This is a genomic window from Bartonella alsatica (assembly GCF_013388295.1).
Taxonomy (GTDB): domain Bacteria; phylum Pseudomonadota; class Alphaproteobacteria; order Rhizobiales; family Rhizobiaceae; genus Bartonella; species Bartonella alsatica.
Genome location: NZ_CP058235.1, coordinates 144,726 through 163,580 on the forward strand (window position 1 = coordinate 144,726; position 18,855 = coordinate 163,580).

Below are 18,855 nucleotides of genomic sequence, written 5' to 3' on the forward strand. Positions count from 1 at the left end.
AAAATTATGATAACACGTTATTCTCGTTCTGAAATGGTAACAATTTGGTCACCAAAAACGAAATATCGTATTTGGTTTGAAATTGAAGCACATGCCTGTAATGCACTAGCTGAATTGGGGATTATTCCAAAAGAAGCAGCAAAACATATTTGGGAAAAGGGAAAAACAGCCGAATTTGATATCAATCGCATTAATGAAATTGAGGCAATTACCAAACATGACGTTATAGCATTTCTAACACACTTAGCGGAATTTATTGGACCAGAAGCACGTTTTATCCACCAAGGCATGACATCATCAGATGTCCTAGATACAACGCTTAATATTCAATTGATGCGTGCTAGTGATATTTTGCTAAAAGATATAGATCAACTTCTTGAAGCATTAAAAACACGTGCTTTTGAACATAAAGAGACGATCACTATTGGACGAAGTCATGGCATTCATGCTGAACCAACAACATTTGGAGTCAAATTGGCCTTTGCATACGCTGAGTTTTCCCGTTGTCGCAAACGCCTTCTTGCAGCACGCGAGGAAATTTCTACTTGCGCTATTTCAGGTGCCGTAGGCACTTTTGCAAATATCGACCCATATGTTGAAGAATATGTAGCAAAAGCAATGGGGCTGCGTCCTGAGCCGGTTTCTACCCAAGTAATACCACGCGACCGTCACGCTATGTTCTTTGCAACGCTTGGTGTTATTGCTTCATCTATTGAAAGGTTAGCTACAGAAATACGCCATCTACAACGAACAGAAGTCCTTGAAGCAGAAGAACATTTCTCACCTGGGCAAAAAGGCTCGTCCGCCATGCCCCATAAGCGTAATCCAGTTTTAACCGAAAATTTAACTGGGCTAGCGCGTATGGTACGTGCATTCGTAATACCTGCCATGGAAAATGTAGCACTTTGGCATGAACGTGATATTTCTCATTCATCTGTTGAGCGTTATATTGGCCCAGATGCTACCATTACGCTTGATTTTGCTCTTACTCGACTCACATACGTCATTGAAAATTTAATTGTTTATCCAGAAAATATGCAAAAAAATCTCAATAAATTCCGAGGGCTTGTTCATTCACAACGAGTGCTTTTAGCACTCACACAAGCTGGAATAAGTCGTGAAGAGTCTTATCGAATTGTACAACGAAATGCGATGAAAGTTTGGGAACAAGGAAAAGATTTTTTAGAAGAATTGCTCAACGACAAAGATGTTACAAAAACTTTAAGTGAATTGGAACTTCGGGAAAAATTTGATCTCTCTTATCACACCAAACATATAAATACGATTTTTAAACGCGTTTTTGAAAAATGATAAAAATTAACATACATTCATACAAGAGCACAAAGAGATTGTCTTTTGCCTATGAGACAAAACCTTTCATAATGAAGGAAACAATTCATGAAAGCAAATGAACTCGATATTCTTATTGTTCCTGGCTACAAAGGATCTTGCCCTGATCATTGGCAAACACGATGGGAAAAAAAATTGTCTACAGCCCGCCGCGTTCAGCAATCCCATTGGTCAAAACCTGTTTGTGAAGAATGGGTTAATGAGGTTAAAATCGCCATTGCACAAGCTCAAAAACCCGTTGTAATTATTGCCCACTCATTAGGAGTTCCCACAGCTATTCATGCAACGCTACAAAATGCAGAAAAAGTTTGTGGTGCCTTTTTTGTTTCTCCTCCAGATGTAACCAATGAAAAAATACGCCCTAAACATTTAATGACATTTGGCCCCTATCATTGTAAAAAATTATCCTTCCCTTCCGTCGTGATAGCTAGCCGCAATGATGAATTTTGTCAATTTTCAGTAGCAAAAAATCTTGCTAATGATTGGGGAGCACTCTTTGTTGATGCAGGCCAATCTGGTCACATTAATGCAGAATCTGGGCATGGACCTTGGCCTGAAGGACTTATGATTCTTTCTCATTTTCTTGCAAAAATTTAATTCAAGAAAGATAATAATCTGCGCTTTATCTATATCTATATAGTTCCACTCTTTTTGAGTCAGAGCACAAATAACAAAAATTGTAAGAAATATTATAGTAATCATTGAGAAATTTTACCAATTAAGATAGTATTACCTATCAGTGCTATTTAAAACTTCTCAAATCAATAGAGAACCACAATGAATCGTCGCCACCGTATTTATGAAGGCAAGGCTAAAATTTTATATGAAGGTCCTGAACCGGGAACCTATATTCAATTTTTTAAAGACGATACAACTGCTTTTAATGCAAAAAAGCATGAAATCATTGACGGAAAAGGGGTTTTAAATAATCGTATTTCAGAACATATCTTTAGCCTTCTTAGCCGTTTGGGTATCCCAACCCATTTTATCAAGCGCATAAATATGCGTGAACAACTCATTAAAGCCGTTGAGATTATTCCATTGGAGGTTGTTGTTCGTAACGTTGCCGCGGGCTCTCTTTCTAAGCGTTTAGGATTAGAAGAAGGAACTGCCCTTTCCCAGCCTATCATTGAATTTTACTATAAAAATGATTCTCTTGATGACCCAATAGTCACTGAAGAACACATCACTGCCTTTGGATGGGCTGTTCCCCAAGAAATAGAAGACATTATGCAACTTTCGATTCGCATTAATGATTTTCTTTCTGGGCTTTTTGCAGGTGTTAACATCCAACTTATTGATTTCAAAATGGAATTCGGTCGCTTGTGGGAAGATGAAACAATGCGCATTGTTCTTGCGGATGAAATCTCGCCTGATTCTGCCCGATTATGGGATATGCAAACACAAGAAAAAATGGATAAAGATCGCTTTCGGCGTGATATGGGAGGACTTATTAACGCGTATCAGGAAGTTGCTAAACGTCTTGGTATCATCAATGAAAATGAACCCCCACGTCCAAGTGGTCCAGTTTTAGTAAAATAAATAATTAGGTGACGTCATATCACCCTCCTTCATATTGGTCAGTGCACTTCTTCAAAGATAGGGATTCTATTAACAGGAAATAAGAAATGAAAGCACGTGTTACAGTTACTTTAAAAAACAGCGTTCTTGATCCGCAAGGGGAAGCAATTACCGATGCTTTAAAAAATTTAGCTTTCAAAGGTATTCACTCTCTTCGCCAAGGAAAAGTTTTTGATATTGTGCTCGATGATCAATCTTCTGAAACTGCAAAGCAAAAACTTGAACAGATGTGTGAAGAATTACTGGCAAATCCCGTTATTGAAAATTATACTATAGAACTTCTTTAAGTGAGTCTCTTCATGAAAAGTGCTATCATTCAATTACCTGGACTGAATCGCGATCGGGATATGGTTGCAGCACTACATTATATAACAGGAACTGAGCCATTAAAAATTTGGCAAACAGAATCAACAATTCCAGATGTAGATATCATTGTTATTCCTGGTGGTTTTTCTTATGGGGATTACCTAAGATGTGGTGCTATTGGCGCACGAACACCAGTTTTGCAAGCTGTTCGTGAAAAAGCACAAAAAGGTGTTACAGTAATTGGCATATGCAATGGATTTCAAATTTTGTTGGAAGCTGGTTTATTGCCTGGTGCTTTAATGCGTAATGCTTCATTAAAATTTGTTTGTCGTGAAGTAAAGCTTGAAGTAGTAAACACCAATACAAAATTTTCTCGATATTATTACAAAGGACAAATCATTCGTTGTCCTGTAGCACATCACGATGGAAATTACTTTGTCAATAGCGAAACACTAAAACAAATGGAAGACAATGAGCAAATTGTTTTTCGCTACGCAGAAAATACAAACCCTAACGGTTCGATAAATGATATTGCCGGTATCATCAATAAAGCCGGTAATATTCTTGGTATGATGCCTCATCCTGAAAATTTCATTGAACCTGCACATGGTGGTACTGATGGCCGTTTACTTTTCCAAAGCGCTTTAGAATTGGCAAATGGATGATAAGCAAGAAAATTTTATGTTACGTAGTTATTTTTAAAGTTAAAAATTTGTATCTTCCTAAGCTACGAATTTACTAATCAATGTTTTACGGACACAATGGAGTGCACTTTTCTAAACATACAAAGACTTATTCAAAAGGCGTTTATGGTCCTTGAATATACTAAACAAATAAACAGCATTTTAGTTAATGGTTTATGAACTTCTACCTTATCAAACAATGTAACCAATTATGATCTAAGTTGCTAGATTTAAAACAATAAAAATGCTACATCTTGATTAATTTTACGGATAAAGTACTTATGAATCCTTGCAATAACATCGCCATTACACCAGAATTAATTGCTCAACACGGTCTAAAACATGAAGAATATCAACATATCCTAACTTTAATTGGGAGAGAGCCAACATTTACTGAGTTAGGAATTTTTTCTGCAATGTGGAACGAACATTGTTCCTATAAATCATCTAAAAAGTGGCTTAAAACTCTTCCAACAGAAGGAAAATATGTCATTCAAGGACCTGGTGAAAATGCTGGAGTTATTGATATTGGTGAAGGACAATGTGTTGTTTTCAAAATGGAAAGCCATAACCATCCTTCTTATATTGAACCTTATCAAGGTGCAGCAACAGGTGTAGGAGGTATTTTGCGTGATGTCTTCACAATGGGCGCTCGCCCTATTGCAGCTATGAATGCATTGCGATTTGGATCTCCTAATCATCCCCGAACACGCCATCTTGTTTCTGGTGTTGTTTCTGGCATCGGTGGCTATAGTAATGCTTTTGGCGTTCCAACCGTTGGTGGAGAAGTAAATTTTGACGAGCGTTATAATGGCAATATCCTTGTTAACGCGTTTGTTGCTGGTATTGCAAAGATAGATTCTCTTTTTTACTCTAAAGCACAAGGAATAGGTCTTCCTGTTGTTTACCTTGGTGCCAAAACAGGACGTGATGGAGTTGGTGGAGCGACAATGGCTTCCGCAGAATTTGATGATTCAATCAGTGAAAAACGTCCAACTGTTCAAGTGGGTGATCCTTTTACAGAAAAATGCCTTCTTGAAGCTTGCTTAGAACTCATGGAGCTAGGAGCTGTCGTTGCCATTCAAGATATGGGTGCAGCAGGTTTAACGTCTTCTGCAGTTGAAATGGGAGCAAAGGGAGATTTAGGAATAAAGCTTAATCTTGATAAAGTTCCCGTTCGTGAAGAAAACATGACAGCCTATGAAATGATGCTCTCTGAAAGCCAAGAACGCATGCTTATGATACTTAAACCAGAGCTAGAAAAACAAGCAGCGGCTATTTTTCATAAATGGGGACTTCATTTTTCCATTATTGGAAAAACAACTGATGATTTACGTTTCCGTGTATTCCATCAAGAAGAAGAAGTCGTTAACCTTCCCATCAAAGCACTCGGTAATGAATCACCTGTTTATGATCGCCCTTGGATAGCCCCTGTAAAAAAGCCTGCCCTTAAAGTAGAAGAAGTCAAAAAAGTAAAAAATCTCGATGATGCACTCCTTACATTATTGAATTCTGCTGATCAAAGTTCACGACGATGGGTCTACGAACAATATGATACACTTATTCAAGGAAATACTCTTGTACGTCCTGGGAGCGATGCAGGAGTTATTCGTATAAGCAATAATGACAAACGCGCCCTTGCCTTTTCTTCTGATGTAACACCTCGTTATTGTGAAGCTGATCCTTATGAAGGAGGAAAACAAGCCGTCGCAGAATGTTGGCGAAATATCAGCACAACCGGCGCAACACCACTAGCAGCTACAGATAATCTCAATTTTGGTAATCCCGAAAAACCTGAAATTATGGGACAATTGGTATATGCCATTAAAGGTATAGGTGAAGCTTGTAGAGTCCTTGACTTCCCTATCGTTTCAGGCAATGTCTCTCTTTATAATGAAACCAATGGAGAAGCAATTCTCCCTACACCAACAATCGCCGGTGTAGGACTTCTTGACGACTGGTCTAAAATGATAACAATCAGTGGTATGCAAAATGGAGATAGTATTGTTTTAGTTGGCGCTTGTGGTTCTCATTTAGGACAATCAATCTACGCACGTAATATTTTGAATATTCATACAGGTGCACCACCTCATGTAGATTTACAACTTGAAAAAAAGCATGGACAATTTGTTAGAGAAGTTATTCAGCGGGGTTTTGTTAATGCTGCTCATGATATCTCTGACGGGGGATTAGCCATTGCACTTGCAGAAATGGTAATAAAAGCAGGTAAAGGAGTTAAAGCTAAACTAAGCAACAAATTACCACATCATGCAGAGCTTTTTGGAGAAGATCAAGGACGTTATCTTTTAGCCATCAAACCTCAAGCTCTCAATAATCTTAAAGAATTTGCACAAGTAAGTGTAGTTTCTTTAATAGAGATTGGTATAGTTGCAGGTAACGCTCTCAATATAGATGGGATTTTAACACTTTCAGTAGATAAACTTACACATGCCTATGAAAGTTGGTTTCCGCAATTTATGGGTGAAAAATAAAAAATTATTTGTTTCTCTTGAACTATGCAATTCTTAAAAAATAGATAAATAGAGGAGGATAACCATGGCAATGAGTGCTTATGCAATCGAAACACTTATTCGTGAAAGCATTCCCGATGCAACTGTGATAATTCATGATCTCGCTGGTGATGGTGAACACTACGCTGCAGAAGTTACTTCCGAAAGTTTTCGTGGTAAAAACCGTGTCCAGCAACATAAAATGGTCTATGATGCTCTTAAAGGAAATATGGGAAATGCCCTTCATGCTTTAATGTTGCAAACAAATATTCCAAAATAATATAAAATTTCTTCTTGCATTTATTCACTTAATACGATTAGAAAATAGTGCAAATATAATGCACTTATAAAAATCTGCCATATCAAGGAATAAAGATGACAACTGTTCGTGATTTTATTGACAACGAAATTAAAAAAAATGATGTCGTTTTATTCATGAAAGGAACACCCGATGCTCCACAATGCGGATTTTCAGGACAGGTTGTTCAAATCCTTAACTATTTAGGATTAGAGTATAAAGGGATAAATATCTTAACTTCTGATGAATTGCGTCAAGAAATTAAAGACTATTCGAATTGGCCAACAATTCCTCAACTCTATATCAAAGGTGAGTTTATTGGTGGCTGTGATATTGTGAAAGAGATGTTTCAAAACAACGAATTGCAAGAACTTCTAAAAGAGAAAAATATTCCCTGCAATAAATCATAGGTATCTTTCATTTTATTTGGACTCTTATAGAGTTGTGTTCAGTCGAAATTTTTATTTCAAGGATGCCATATGTTATATTCAATCGACGAACAGACGCATAGTGATGTGATAAGAAAGAAAATTGGCTATAAAGAATTTGTTATTCTTATTGGTACACTCATGGCCATCAATTCTATAGCTGTCGACATTATGCTCCCCGCTATGCCAGATATTTTGAACAGCTTACATATAATCAGTGAAAATGATCAGCATTATATCATTTCTGGTTATCTTATGAGCTATGGTATCACACAAATATTTTTTGGTCCAATAAGTGATCGTTATGGACGTCGTAAACTTATTCTCATCGGTCTTGCATTTTATTCATTTGCAGCAATTGGTTGTGCCTTTGTAACCAATTTTTCTCTATTGCTCATTTTACGTATCTTGCAAGGCATAGGAGGTGCTGCTATGCGCGTCCTTACAATTTCTGTTGTACGCGATCTTTATAGTGGTCGAAAAATGGCAGAAGTAATGTCTATCGTCATGATGGTTTTTCTTATTGCACCAATGATTGGACCAGCAACAGGACAGCTCATTTTATTATTTGGAAACTGGCAAATTATTTTTATATTCATGGCTATCATTGGTTTTAGTCTGATGATATGGATTCAACTGCGCTTGCCTGAAACTCTTTATGCACAACGCTCGCTTTCCTTTTCTTCAATTAAACATAACTTACGGATTTTTGTAACTAATCGCATAACACTTTGCTACACACTGGCAACTTCCATTATTTTAGGCTGTATTTTTACCGCCGTTAATACATCACAACAAACATATGAAGGAATTTATAACCTGGGATTCTGGTTTCCAATTGCGTTTGCCATCGGTGCAGCTTTTCAGGCTCTATCATCATACTTTAATTCTCGATTGGTTGGGCGCCTCGGAATGCGACGTATCGCACATACTATGCTTATACTATTTTGCACCACTTCAGGCATCTGGTTTGTTGGTTCCGTCTTAACAGGTGGTATTATCCCTTTTCCTTTTTATATGCTATTGTTTTGTATACTGATGTTTGCCTGTGGCGGAATTATGGCAAATTTTAATACACTTGCGCTTGAATCAGTAGGAAAAATAGCCGGAACAGCCTCTTCTGTATCTGGATTCCTCCAAACATCTGTCGGAACAGGACTTAGTTTTTTTATTGCTCAACAATTTAATGAAACGACTCTCCCCAATTCAACAGGATTTTTCTTTCTTAGCCTTATCGCCATACTTCTTGTCTTATGGGCTGAACGCGGGCACCTTTTTAGACAAAAAAATAGCAATCCACATGAATGAACACTGCTATCAAAAAAATTAATCACAATCTCTTATGATAATAAACCCACACATTTACGCTTTCATAATTTAAAAAATATAATATAAACTAATTGATGAATTTTCCTGATTTTGGAAAGCCTTTTGGGACCAAACATCCACTTCCGGCACGCATTCCTATCCACTCAACAAGTTCGTTAGCTTGACGATTAAAGCAACGTTCAGCTGTATCTTGCCAACTTAAACCTTCTGATAAATTAAAAGTTTTGGCATCAATAACACCTCCCTCCTTGTAACGTTGCAAACGAACACCTTTACCGCGACTCATTTCTGGTATTTGTTCAATAGCAAAAATGAGCATTTTACGGTTTTCACCAACCACTGCAATATGATCACCTTTTACCGGAACACAAAGCTTTACTTTATCAGGAAATTTCACATTCATCACTTGCTTGCCTTTTCGTGTATTAGCGATCACTTCAGCTGCAGATACAATAAAACCATTTCCATAAGACGAAATTAAGAGAAGTTTTTCTTGTGCATTATACACAAAAGCTGTCATAATATCATGCTCATCATCGATATCTACTAAAATACGAATAGGTTCACCATGCCCCCGTCCTCCAGGTAAACTACTTGTAGCAATAGTAAAAAACTTTCCGCCCGTACTTATCAGCACAATTTTATCAGTAGTAAAGGCAGGAAATGCTAATTTCAAACAATCTCCTTCTTTGAAAGAAAGCGTATTGTAATCACTCAAATGTCCCTTCAAAGCACGCACCCACCCCTTTTCAGAAATAACAATCGTAACCGGTTCTTTTTCGATCATTGCTTGATGAATATCATCAATATTATGCTTTGGTGCTTCTTCAAATGTTGTACGCCTTTTCCCTAAAAGAGTATCAGGTCCAAAAGTTTTACGAACTTTTATGATTTCTTCTGAAATTATTTTCCACTGTTTTGTACGAGATGCCAACAAATTCTGCAGTTTTTCTTTTTCAGCTTTCAATGTTTCAAATTCTTTACGAATTTGAAATTCTTCAAGCTTACGCAAAGAACGCAAACGCATATTAAGAATAGCTTCAGCTTGATTTTCTGTTAATTCAAAACACTCAATGAGTTCTTTTTTCGGTTCATCCTCTTCACGAATAATCTGGATAACCTCATCAAGATTCAAATATGAGATAAGATAACCATGAAGTATTTCTAAACGGCAATCAATTTCATTAAGCCGATAATTAGAGCGGCGAAGAAGAACTTCTTGACGATGGTCAAGCCATTGTTGCAAACTTTCGCGCAAAGAAAGAACATTCGGTACTTTTCCTGAAGATAAAACATTAAGATTTAGAGGAAATCTTACTTCAAAATCAGTCAATTTAAAAAGAGACTCCATAAGAATCTTAGAATCAACTGTACGATTTTTAGGAACAAGCACAATACGAATATCTTCTGCTGATTCATCACGAATATCCTCAAGCATTGGTAACCGTCGTGCAAGCAGTAATTCTGCTGTTTTTTCAATAAGGCGTGACTTTTGAACTTGATAAGGAATTTCAGTAACAACAATCACATAAGAACCACGGCTACCAGATTCTTGATGCCAACGTGAACGCAATCGAAAAAATCCACGCCCAACACGATAAGATTCCTCAATACTCTTTTTAGGTTCAACCAAAATACCACCTGTAGGAAAATCCGGCCCAAGTACTAATTGGCTTAATTCTTCATCATTTACATCGGGATGTGCAATCAAATGAAGTGCCGCATCACAAAGTTCAGCAACATTATGAGGGGGAATAGATGTTGCCATACCAACAGCAATACCTGATGAACCATTTGCTAAAAGATTAGGAAAAGCACCCGGTAAAACAACCGGCTCTTCATCTTCCTCATTATAGGTTAAACGAAAATCAATAGCATTTTCATTAATCCCCTCAAGTAGCAACGCAGCCACTTCAGTCATACGCGCTTCTGTATACCGCATAGCAGCAGCATTATCACCATCAATATTCCCAAAATTGCCTTGTCCATCAACCAATGGATAACGAACAGCAAAACTCTGAGCCAAACGCACTAATGCATCATAAATAGATGCATCACCATGCGGATGAAATTTTCCCATGACGTCCCCGACAATCCGCGCGCATTTCGCATAAGAATGCCCTGGATTAAGTTTAAGTAAACGCATAGCATGAATAATACGCCGATGCACAGGTTTCAAGCCATCACGTACATCAGGTAACGCGCGGTGCGTAATAGTAGAAAGTGCATAAGACAAATAACGCTCTTGTAAAGCAGAACGTAATTCTATTGATTCAATATGTTCTTTATCAAAAGGTAAATTCATTTTATCATACATAGCATTAGGATATCAATTCCCCATATAATGAGCAATTATTTCATAAGATTTCTTCGGTATAATCCTTTATAAGTCGACTTATTTTTATTTAAAATCGACTATATAAAAATAAAAGTCGTGATAAAACATGAATAAAAAATTACATCAATTAGAAAAATTTATATACATGCTTTAATCTTCATTTGATCCCTATATAGGAATACTTAATACATTAAACTAAAGTTTTTTTCTGAAAATCTAACAATAAAAAATCTCTCTAACATTATAGCTATTTAATACGCATAAAAATAATATCTAGCTTATTAATGAACTCTATGAAAACTCTCAAAATAATGCAATATTTAACAATACTACATTATTCTTAAAATAATCAGCTACAAGCTCTTTACAGTGTTAAAGAATGTAAATGAAGCATACATCTAAGCTTTTTATAAACAACATATACACTGCTGTAATTTTAAAAGTATTAAAACTTTATTATAAGCAAATTAAAGTGCCCCCCCAAATCAAGTTACTAACTATTTTTTGTAGCAGAAGTAATTCGTATCCCTAAATCACGTAATTGTGTAGAAGAAACCTCAGAGGGGGCACTCATCAAAAGATCAAGTGCTTGCTGATTCATAGGAAATAAAGCAACCTCACGTAAATTTTTGACACCTTGCAAAAGCATAATAATACGGTCAATACCAGCCGCCATACCACCATGCGGTGGAGCTCCATAATGAAATGCACGATAAAGAGCACCAAAACGATCTTCCACCACCTCTTTAGAAAGACCAACAAGATTAAAAACTTTAAGCATCATTTCCGGTGAATGATTACGAATTCCACCTGATGCAATCTCATAACCATTGCAAACCAGGTCATACTGAAACGCTTTAAGAGTGAGAGGATCTTGAAACTCAAGAGCATTTTCGCCCCCCTGAGGCATAGAAAATGGATTATGTGCAAAATCAAGCTTTTTTTCATCTTCATTCCATTCAAAAAATGGAAAATCGACAATCCATGCCAAAGAAAAACACTCCCGATTGACAAGATCTAATTCTTCTCCTACGCGTGTACGCGCTGCTCCAGCAAAAGACGCAAATTTCTTTGGATCTCCTGCTACAAAAAAGCAAGCATCACCACTTCCAAGTCCAAGCTGCGTACGGAGAGCTTCAGTCCTTTTCTCGCCAATATTTTTGGCGATAGGACCAGCACCTTCAAACTTTCCTTTCTCTTCACGCCAGAAAATATAACCGAGTCCTGGTTGTCCCTCACCTTGTGCCCACCCATTCATACGATCACAAAAAGCACGGCTTCCACCCGTTTTAGCTGGAATAGCCCATACTTGTGCATTTTCATCATTCGCTAAAATATGAGCAAAAACTTTAAAACCAGAATCATAAAAATGCTGAGAAACATCTTCGATAATGATCGGATTACGTAAATCAGGCTTATCCGAACCGTATTTTCTTATTGCTTCATCATAAGAAATACGAGGAAAGTTTTGTGTTACAGGCTTTCCATTTGCAAACTCTTCAAAAAGAGAACGTATAATAGGTTCCATTGTTACAAAAACATCTTCCTGTTCAACAAAACTCATTTCAATATCTAATTGATAAAATTCTCCTGGAAGACGATCTGCTCTGGGATCTTCATCTCTAAAACATGGAGCAATTTGAAAATAACGATCAAAGCCTGACATCATCAATAACTGCTTGTATTGCTGAGGCGCTTGTGGCAACGCGTAAAACTTTCCCTGATGAATACGACTTGGAACCAAAAAATCGCGTGCCCCTTCCGGTGACGAAGCAGTCAAAAGTGGTGTTGTAAATTCTGTAAAACCATTATCTTGCATTGACCGTCTGATAGCAGCAATAATTTCGGTACGACGCATTATATTTTTGTGCATAGTTTCGCGACGTAAATCAAGAAAACGATACTTTAAACGAATATCTTCTGGATAATCAGGTTCACCAAAAATGGGTAAAGGAAGTTCCGCAGACTTTGAAAGAATTTCCACTTCTTTCGCAAAAATTTCAATCTCGCCTGTTGGAAGAGATGTATTAATAACTTCTTCAGAACGTGCACAAACCTCCCCATCTACACGAATAACCCATTCAGAACGTACTTTTTCTATAATTTTAAAAGCTGGCGAAGCAGGATCAACAACAATCTGTGTGATTCCAAAATGATCGCGTAAATCCACAAAAAGAATTCCACCATGATCACGAACACGATGAACCCATCCTGAAAGACGAACTTTTATTCCTACATCACATTTACGAAGAGCAGCGCAATTATGACTGCGATAACGGTGCATAGCTTTTGCCTTTGATATAATATTTCACATGCGCTACAAACGCTTTTTAACAACCATTTGTCAAGATATGAGAATAAAGACTCAAAAAAAAAATCAATAAAAGACAAATTTAATTTATCTAGCTATAATAAAATAATGATGAATCTTATTACACAAACAATAGATCTTGAAATCGCACTTGCCACTCTACGTACCTCAGATTTTGTAACAGTTGATACTGAATTTATCCGTGAGACAACTTTTTGGCCGCAGCTGTGCTTAATTCAGCTTGCATCACCAGATGCTACAGTTCTGATTGATCCAATGTCACAAGATATTGATTTGAAATCATTTTTTGATCTCATGGTCGATGAAAAAATTGTCAAAGTTTTTCACGCTGCACGTCAAGACATTGAAATAATTTATCACCTTGGAGGTATTATTCCTACCCCTCTCTTTGATACACAAATAGCAGGATCAATCTGCGGATTTGGTGATTCCATCTCCTATGACCAAATTGTACAACGTTGCACGGGCCATCAACTTGATAAATCATCTCGTTTTACAGACTGGAGCTGCCGCCCTCTTTCTGAAAAACAGCTGCTCTACGCATTGGCAGATGTAACCTATTTAAGAGATGTTTACCTTTTATTAAAAAAACAACTAGAAAAAAACAAACGCATCCACTGGATGGATGATGAAATAGCAATCCTTTTAGCCCCTAAAACCTATGATATGCCAGAAGATGAGGCGTGGAAAAAGGTAAAAGGAAAAGTTAAAAAACTGCGAGAACTTGCTGTATTACAAAAAATAGCAGCTTGGCGTGAACGTAAAGCACGAAAATATAATATTCCACGTCGTCACATCATGAAAGATGAATGCCTTATCGAAATCGCAATCCAACAACCAAAAGATGAATCTGCCCTAAAACGTTTGCGCAGTTTGAACAAAAACTGGGATAAATTCTCAATCGCGCAAACATTAATCAAAGCTATAAACGAGGGCTTAGAAGTTGATCTTGAAACTTTACCACCTTTTCCTAAACATAATCCCTTTAATGAAACAACAACCGCCGTTATCGATCTTCTCAAAGCGTTATTAAAGTTTGTCGCAAAGGAGAACAACATTGCACCTAAAATTATTGCAACTTCCAATGACTTAGAAAAAATCGCAAATGGATGTATAAAGAAAAATATTCCCGCTATGAATGGTTGGCGCTATGAAATATTTGGGCAAAAGGCCGAGCAACTTCTAAAAGGCCAAATAGGATTTTATTTTGACAATGGAAAAATAAGCATCAAACAGTTCTAACTTATAAAAAAGTTTTAATCATTTGCATGCTAAAATTGTCGCAACAAAAATCTTCAAAAAGAGATTATTTGCCTCATTGAGTATAAAAGCGAATAGAAAATCAAAAAAGAAAAATTCTGTAACTCCATCTTGTTAAGTCAATTTTATTGAAAAAAATGTAGGAAAACTCTGGAAATATTTTAAAAATTTTCATTCTGAAAACATCTGCTATATTGTCTATATTTCCTAGATTAATTGGTATGTGTTTTATTGCAAAGACAAATATGCTAAAAAAACATACTACAATTTTAAAACTTAAATTTGATCAATGCTGATTAAAATGAAGACTTAATCTTAGCAGTGCCAATCAAATACGAAACTTCTATATCAAGAGAAATTTAATAACAGAAAACTTAAAATTTAAAAATATAATAGAAAAAATTTTTCTATTAATAATAGTGATTTTATTTGCAAAAATGACAGCTTAGGCGAAAAGAAAAATACGAAAGCATTATAAAAGTATAGTGTCTCACATCACCAAATTATGAAAATGAATGGTGTATCGAAAATGCAATCCAACCATCAAAAGATGAATCTGCACAATAACAAAATCACGCAATAATAGAACAATGAATTCCCTTAATTTAATAGAAAAAATCAGAAAATTTCAAAAGAAAGAGGTTGTTTTATTATTTTTGATAATTTCTTCAACCGATTGAGAGGGCGCTCTCCTAATAAACCAGCGTAACGCTCCGGAATGTACAAGACCACATGATTTGTTTTTTTATGCCAGGATAAATGGGGTAAAATGCCAGCAGTAGAAGCGCTAAAAAGATAAGCAATATGCATAGTTTCACCAAGAATGCGTGCTTTCTCAATTATATTTTTGGTTGCTAATTGAAAAATAGGAAGAGATTCATTATCAATCAGTAAACCTGTATTGCGAAAAAAAACAGCAAGTGCAGCATAAATACGCCCTTCGTGAGAAATTCCAGGATAAGATCCCAGCGCTATTTGATTGGCCGCTTCATTACCTCTATAATCTGGATGTATGCGCCAACCAATATCCGCAAGAAGACAGGCAGCCTTGCGATAACGGCATTCATCTTCAGTTTCTGAAATTCCAAAAACTTCAAAGGCATTGGTCGTAAAATCAATGAGCTCTTCTGCTTGTTTTGGTGAACGTGCCTGTAAAATAGCCACTTCCGTGCATGCAGTAATTAAAGGGTCTGAAACACGAACCGCTTGCGGTAATCGTGAATAAAGAAAGCCTTCACGAATACCAGCTCCAGAAAAAATTATTTTTTCAAAACCCATACACCGAATAAGTCCAATAAGAATGATCGCCCCATAAGACAAAAGTTGACGACGATTTTTTGAAACAGTTATAATTCCTCCTATATTATCAATACAACCACTTACAATAAAACGCAAAAAATCTTCCATTTCAACCGCATCAACTTCATAGCCATGCATAACAGGTAGCCTATAATGTTTGGTGGCCATATGAAGTTTTGCCAAATTACGCCATGTTCCTCCTACTGCATAAAAACAACGTGTCATGCTTTTACGAACAACAGTAGATTTATCAAACTGCTCATGAACAATTCTGGCAGCAACAGTAATATCATTATTGGACATGTACTGTAGGCATAAACTACCTAATGGTAGAGTTACTCCCTCACCCACATCAGAATTATCAATATCAATAAGTTCGAGACTTCCTCCACCAAGATCTCCAGAAATACCCTTTGGTTTATAAAAAGTAGAAATAACCCCATATGCTGAATAAACAGCCTCTTCACTTCCTGAAAGAAGATATATTTTATTTTGCAAAATATTCTCAGCATTCTGAATAAATTCTGATCCATTTTTCGCTTCTCGTGCTGCTGCTGTTGCTAGTGTGTAGATCTCCTCTACTCCAATCTGTCGACAAAGCGCATGAAAACGTTTCAGTGTTTGCAACGCCATATTCATTGATTTTTCTTCTAAAAATCCAGTTTTTGCAACACCTCGACCCAAACCACAGAGAACTTTTTCATTAAATAAAACTGTTGGAGAACGAACAAGGCCTTCATAAATAACAAGCCGAACAGAATTTGAGCCGATATCAATAACAGCAATAGGCTTACACCCTTTTAGCCGACCCTGAGCATTTATATATGTCATCGGATTTCAATCTTTATGCACTTCGGCTTTCTGCTGATATAACGCCACCAAATGCGAAGCAGAAAACTCAAAAGATTTTTTCCACCCCGCAGAACCTGTATTGACCATAAAATACTCTTGCGCATTAAACGGACTCTCACCTTTTTGCGGTATTATACGTCTTGATTTCCCATTATTGAGTATATCAAAGCTTTGTTGATTATCAATAATATTAGCTAACATAATTTGTAAAAGAATCTGTTTACAAACGGTTTTATTAAAAACTGGGACCAATATTTCAATACGGTAATCCAGATTACGAGGCATCATATCAGCAGACCCTAAATAAACAAGTGCATTCTCATTCGGCAAGTATTCACCATTTCCAAAACAAAAAACGCGACTATGTTCAAGAAAACGCCCTACAATTGACTTTACACGAATATTATCTGAAATTCCCGGAATACCAGGACGCAAACAACATATGCCACGCACTACCAAATCGATCTGTACACCTGCTTGACTAGCACGATATAAAGCATCAATAATTTCAGGATCAACCAATGCATTGACTTTCATCCAAATAGCAGCAAACCGTCCCTGTTGCGCATTAGTAATTTCTTCTTCAATATGCTTAAGAATACGACTGCGTAATGTTAAGGGCGAAAAAGCAATCTTCATTGCTTCATTTGGGCGTTTATATTGAGCAATATAATTGAACAATAATGCAACATCACGAGCAATATCATCATCAGTAGTAAAAAAAGAAAGATCAGTATAAACCTTGGCATTAATGGGATGATAATTCCCCGTCCCAAGATGAACGTAAGAGCAAAGACGTTCCTTTTCACGCCTTACAATAAGTGACATCTTAGCATGTGTTTTTAATGCAATAAAACCAAAAAAAACGTGTACACCTGCACGTTCAAGATCACGTGCCCAACGAATATTTGCTTCCTCATCAAAACGTGCTTTAAGTTCTATCAAAGCCGTTACCGTTTTCCCCTGTTGAGCAGCTTTAATCAAAGCACTGACAATTGGACTATCATTCGATGTACGATAAAGAGTTTGTTTGATTTCCACAACATCCGGATCGCTAGCAGCTTGATATAAAAATCGTACTACAACATCAAATGATTCATAAGGATGATGAATCACGATATCATTTTTACGAATAGCCGCAAAGCAATCACCCTTATGCTCACGAATACATTCAGGAAAACGAGGATTATAAGGAATAAATTTTAGGTCATTACGTGGAATAGAAATAATCTCCGATACCATATTAAGCGCCAAAAACCCATCAAGAACGCTGATACAATTATCAGGAACAGAAAGGCCTTTCATTATAAATTGGCGTAAATTTTCCGGCATTTTTGCATCAAATTCAATTCGAATAACTTGCCCGCGACGGCGCCTTTTAAGAGCAGTTTCAAAAAAATGGACAAGATCTTCAGCCTCTTCTTCTACTTCAATATCACTATCACGAATTATCCTAAATATACCAATTCCATCGACCTTAAAACCAGGAAATATATAATTCATGAAAAGGCTAATAACGTCTTCAGATGCAATAAAACGAAAATTATTACCTTCTCTAGGAAGAAGAATAAAACGCCTTAATGCCATTGGAATAGGTAATAACACTATGCTAAAACATTGAGTAGCACACTGGAACAATTGGAGAGCAAATGAAAGGCCTAAATTAGGTATAAACGGAAAAGAATGAGCAAAATCAACAGACAAAGGTTTTAAAACGGGAAGAATCGTATCAAGAAAATATTTTTCGAGCCATGACTTTTCAATTTCTGAAAGCCCATCAGAACAAATAATCTCAATATCATTCTGTTTTAATTGGTAACGTAAAACACTCAATTCTCGTAATTGATTAGCCTGCAAATATGAAATCTCATCTAACACAAAATCAAGTTGCTCCTGCGGTGTACTCCCATCTGCACTACACGTTGTAACCCCAGCACGAATTTGAGCAGCAAGGCCAGCAACACGAACCATAAGAAATTCATCAAGATTAGCTGCTGAAATAGAAAGAAATTGTAACCGTTCTAATAAGGGATGCCTTGGATTAGTAGCTTCCATCAATACACGAGTATTAAATTGTAACCATGAAAATTCTCTATTAATAAATCGCTTCGGATTTTTCATTGTTATATCTGATATAGAAATCTGATTTTCTATCCTTTGTTCCATATACTCTAGTTAAACTTCCTTTATACTTTTTAAGATCCTTATGGATAAATATCTTATAAAACACTTTACGATATATTACCGCTTAATAAACTATTTTTCTCATGTTATTTACATTGAATATTT

14 protein-coding genes are annotated in these 18,855 nt (G+C 36.4%); 10 read left to right on the plus strand and 4 right to left on the minus strand.

Annotation, left to right across the window (positions count from 1 at the left end):
* The first annotated feature begins 6 nt into the window (after positions 1–6).
* The 9 genes from purB to HWV54_RS00690 all read left to right on the plus strand — a co-directional run bounded on the left by purB (position 7) and on the right by HWV54_RS00690 (position 8,464).
* The gene (purB, locus tag HWV54_RS00650; RefSeq protein WP_005865203.1) at positions 7–1,311 is read left to right on the plus strand and encodes an adenylosuccinate lyase; all 1,305 of its coding nucleotides are present in this window, start codon (positions 7–9) and stop codon (positions 1,309–1,311) included.
* 87 nt (positions 1,312–1,398) lie between these two features.
* The gene (locus HWV54_RS00655; protein WP_005865201.1) at positions 1,399–1,947 is read left to right on the plus strand and encodes an RBBP9/YdeN family alpha/beta hydrolase; all 549 of its coding nucleotides are present in this window, start codon (positions 1,399–1,401) and stop codon (positions 1,945–1,947) included.
* Between the two features lie 180 nt (positions 1,948–2,127).
* Complete coding sequence (purC, locus tag HWV54_RS00660; protein WP_005865199.1) at positions 2,128–2,892, plus strand: phosphoribosylaminoimidazolesuccinocarboxamide synthase; 765 nt, start codon at positions 2,128–2,130, stop codon at positions 2,890–2,892.
* Positions 2,893–2,978: 86 nt separating this feature from the next.
* Positions 2,979–3,218: a phosphoribosylformylglycinamidine synthase subunit PurS gene (gene purS / locus HWV54_RS00665; protein WP_005865198.1), complete on the plus strand. Its 240-nt coding sequence runs from the start codon at positions 2,979–2,981 to the stop codon at positions 3,216–3,218.
* Between the two features lie 12 nt (positions 3,219–3,230).
* Positions 3,231–3,902 (plus strand): phosphoribosylformylglycinamidine synthase subunit PurQ, encoded by a 672-nt coding sequence (purQ, locus tag HWV54_RS00670; RefSeq protein ID WP_005865196.1) that lies wholly within the window; start codon positions 3,231–3,233, stop codon positions 3,900–3,902.
* Positions 3,903–4,201: 299 nt separating this feature from the next.
* On the plus strand, positions 4,202–6,412 hold the full coding sequence (purL, locus tag HWV54_RS00675; protein WP_005865194.1) for a phosphoribosylformylglycinamidine synthase subunit PurL: 2,211 nt from the start codon (positions 4,202–4,204) through the stop codon (positions 6,410–6,412).
* Between the two features lie 64 nt (positions 6,413–6,476).
* Positions 6,477–6,710: a BolA/IbaG family iron-sulfur metabolism protein gene (locus HWV54_RS00680; protein WP_005865192.1), complete on the plus strand. Its 234-nt coding sequence runs from the start codon at positions 6,477–6,479 to the stop codon at positions 6,708–6,710.
* A 95-nt stretch (positions 6,711–6,805) separates the two neighbouring features.
* Positions 6,806–7,138 (plus strand): Grx4 family monothiol glutaredoxin, encoded by a 333-nt coding sequence (gene grxD / locus HWV54_RS00685; protein ID WP_005865190.1) that lies wholly within the window; start codon positions 6,806–6,808, stop codon positions 7,136–7,138.
* A gap of 69 nt (positions 7,139–7,207) precedes the next feature.
* Entirely contained in the window at positions 7,208–8,464 is a 1,257-nt protein-coding gene (locus HWV54_RS00690) for a multidrug effflux MFS transporter (protein WP_005865188.1), read from the plus strand.
* Between the two features lie 88 nt (positions 8,465–8,552).
* On the opposite strand, the gene parC is transcribed toward HWV54_RS00690, so the two are convergent.
* Together parC and aspS are read right to left on the minus strand one after the other, a co-directional pair.
* On the minus strand, positions 8,553–10,802 hold the full coding sequence (gene parC / locus HWV54_RS00695; protein ID WP_005865186.1) for a DNA topoisomerase IV subunit A: 2,250 nt from the start codon (positions 10,800–10,802) through the stop codon (positions 8,553–8,555).
* A 514-nt stretch (positions 10,803–11,316) separates the two neighbouring features.
* Positions 11,317–13,107, minus strand: coding sequence for an aspartate--tRNA ligase (gene aspS, locus HWV54_RS00700; RefSeq protein ID WP_005865184.1), 1,791 nt, complete (start codon positions 13,105–13,107; stop codon positions 11,317–11,319).
* A gap of 135 nt (positions 13,108–13,242) precedes the next feature.
* On the opposite strand from aspS, the gene rnd reads away from it, so the two are divergent.
* Entirely contained in the window at positions 13,243–14,397 is a 1,155-nt protein-coding gene (gene rnd, locus HWV54_RS00705; protein WP_005865182.1) for a ribonuclease D, read from the plus strand.
* Between the two features lie 636 nt (positions 14,398–15,033).
* Here the strand turns inward: rnd and HWV54_RS00710 are convergent.
* Positions 15,034–16,545, minus strand: a complete 1,512-nt coding sequence (locus HWV54_RS00710) for a Ppx/GppA family phosphatase (protein WP_176953545.1) — start codon at positions 16,543–16,545, stop codon at positions 15,034–15,036.
* Between the two features lie 6 nt (positions 16,546–16,551).
* Positions 16,552–18,732 (minus strand): RNA degradosome polyphosphate kinase, encoded by a 2,181-nt coding sequence (locus tag HWV54_RS00715; protein ID WP_005865176.1) that lies wholly within the window; start codon positions 18,730–18,732, stop codon positions 16,552–16,554.
* Positions 18,733–18,855: the final 123 nt, after the last annotated feature.

Bases quoted from the DNA above. Each gene is read 5' to 3' on its own strand.
- purB (WP_005865203.1), top strand. From the start codon at position 7: ATGATAACACGTTATTCTCGTTCTGAAATGGTAACAATTTGGTCACCA.
- HWV54_RS00655 (WP_005865201.1), top strand. From the start codon at position 1,399: ATGAAAGCAAATGAACTCGATATTCTTATTGTTCCTGGCTACAAAGGA.
- purC (WP_005865199.1), top strand. From the start codon at position 2,128: ATGAATCGTCGCCACCGTATTTATGAAGGCAAGGCTAAAATTTTATAT.
- purS (WP_005865198.1), top strand. From the start codon at position 2,979: ATGAAAGCACGTGTTACAGTTACTTTAAAAAACAGCGTTCTTGATCCG.
- purQ (WP_005865196.1), top strand. From the start codon at position 3,231: ATGAAAAGTGCTATCATTCAATTACCTGGACTGAATCGCGATCGGGAT.
- purL (WP_005865194.1), top strand. From the start codon at position 4,202: ATGAATCCTTGCAATAACATCGCCATTACACCAGAATTAATTGCTCAA.
- HWV54_RS00680 (WP_005865192.1), top strand. From the start codon at position 6,477: ATGGCAATGAGTGCTTATGCAATCGAAACACTTATTCGTGAAAGCATT.
- grxD (WP_005865190.1), top strand. From the start codon at position 6,806: ATGACAACTGTTCGTGATTTTATTGACAACGAAATTAAAAAAAATGAT.
- HWV54_RS00690 (WP_005865188.1), top strand. From the start codon at position 7,208: ATGTTATATTCAATCGACGAACAGACGCATAGTGATGTGATAAGAAAG.
- parC (WP_005865186.1), bottom strand. From the start codon at position 10,802: ATGTATGATAAAATGAATTTACCTTTTGATAAAGAACATATTGAATCA.
- aspS (WP_005865184.1), bottom strand. From the start codon at position 13,107: ATGCACCGTTATCGCAGTCATAATTGCGCTGCTCTTCGTAAATGTGAT.
- rnd (WP_005865182.1), top strand. From the start codon at position 13,243: ATGATGAATCTTATTACACAAACAATAGATCTTGAAATCGCACTTGCC.
- HWV54_RS00710 (WP_176953545.1), bottom strand. From the start codon at position 16,545: ATGACATATATAAATGCTCAGGGTCGGCTAAAAGGGTGTAAGCCTATT.
- HWV54_RS00715 (WP_005865176.1), bottom strand. From the start codon at position 18,732: ATGGAACAAAGGATAGAAAATCAGATTTCTATATCAGATATAACAATG.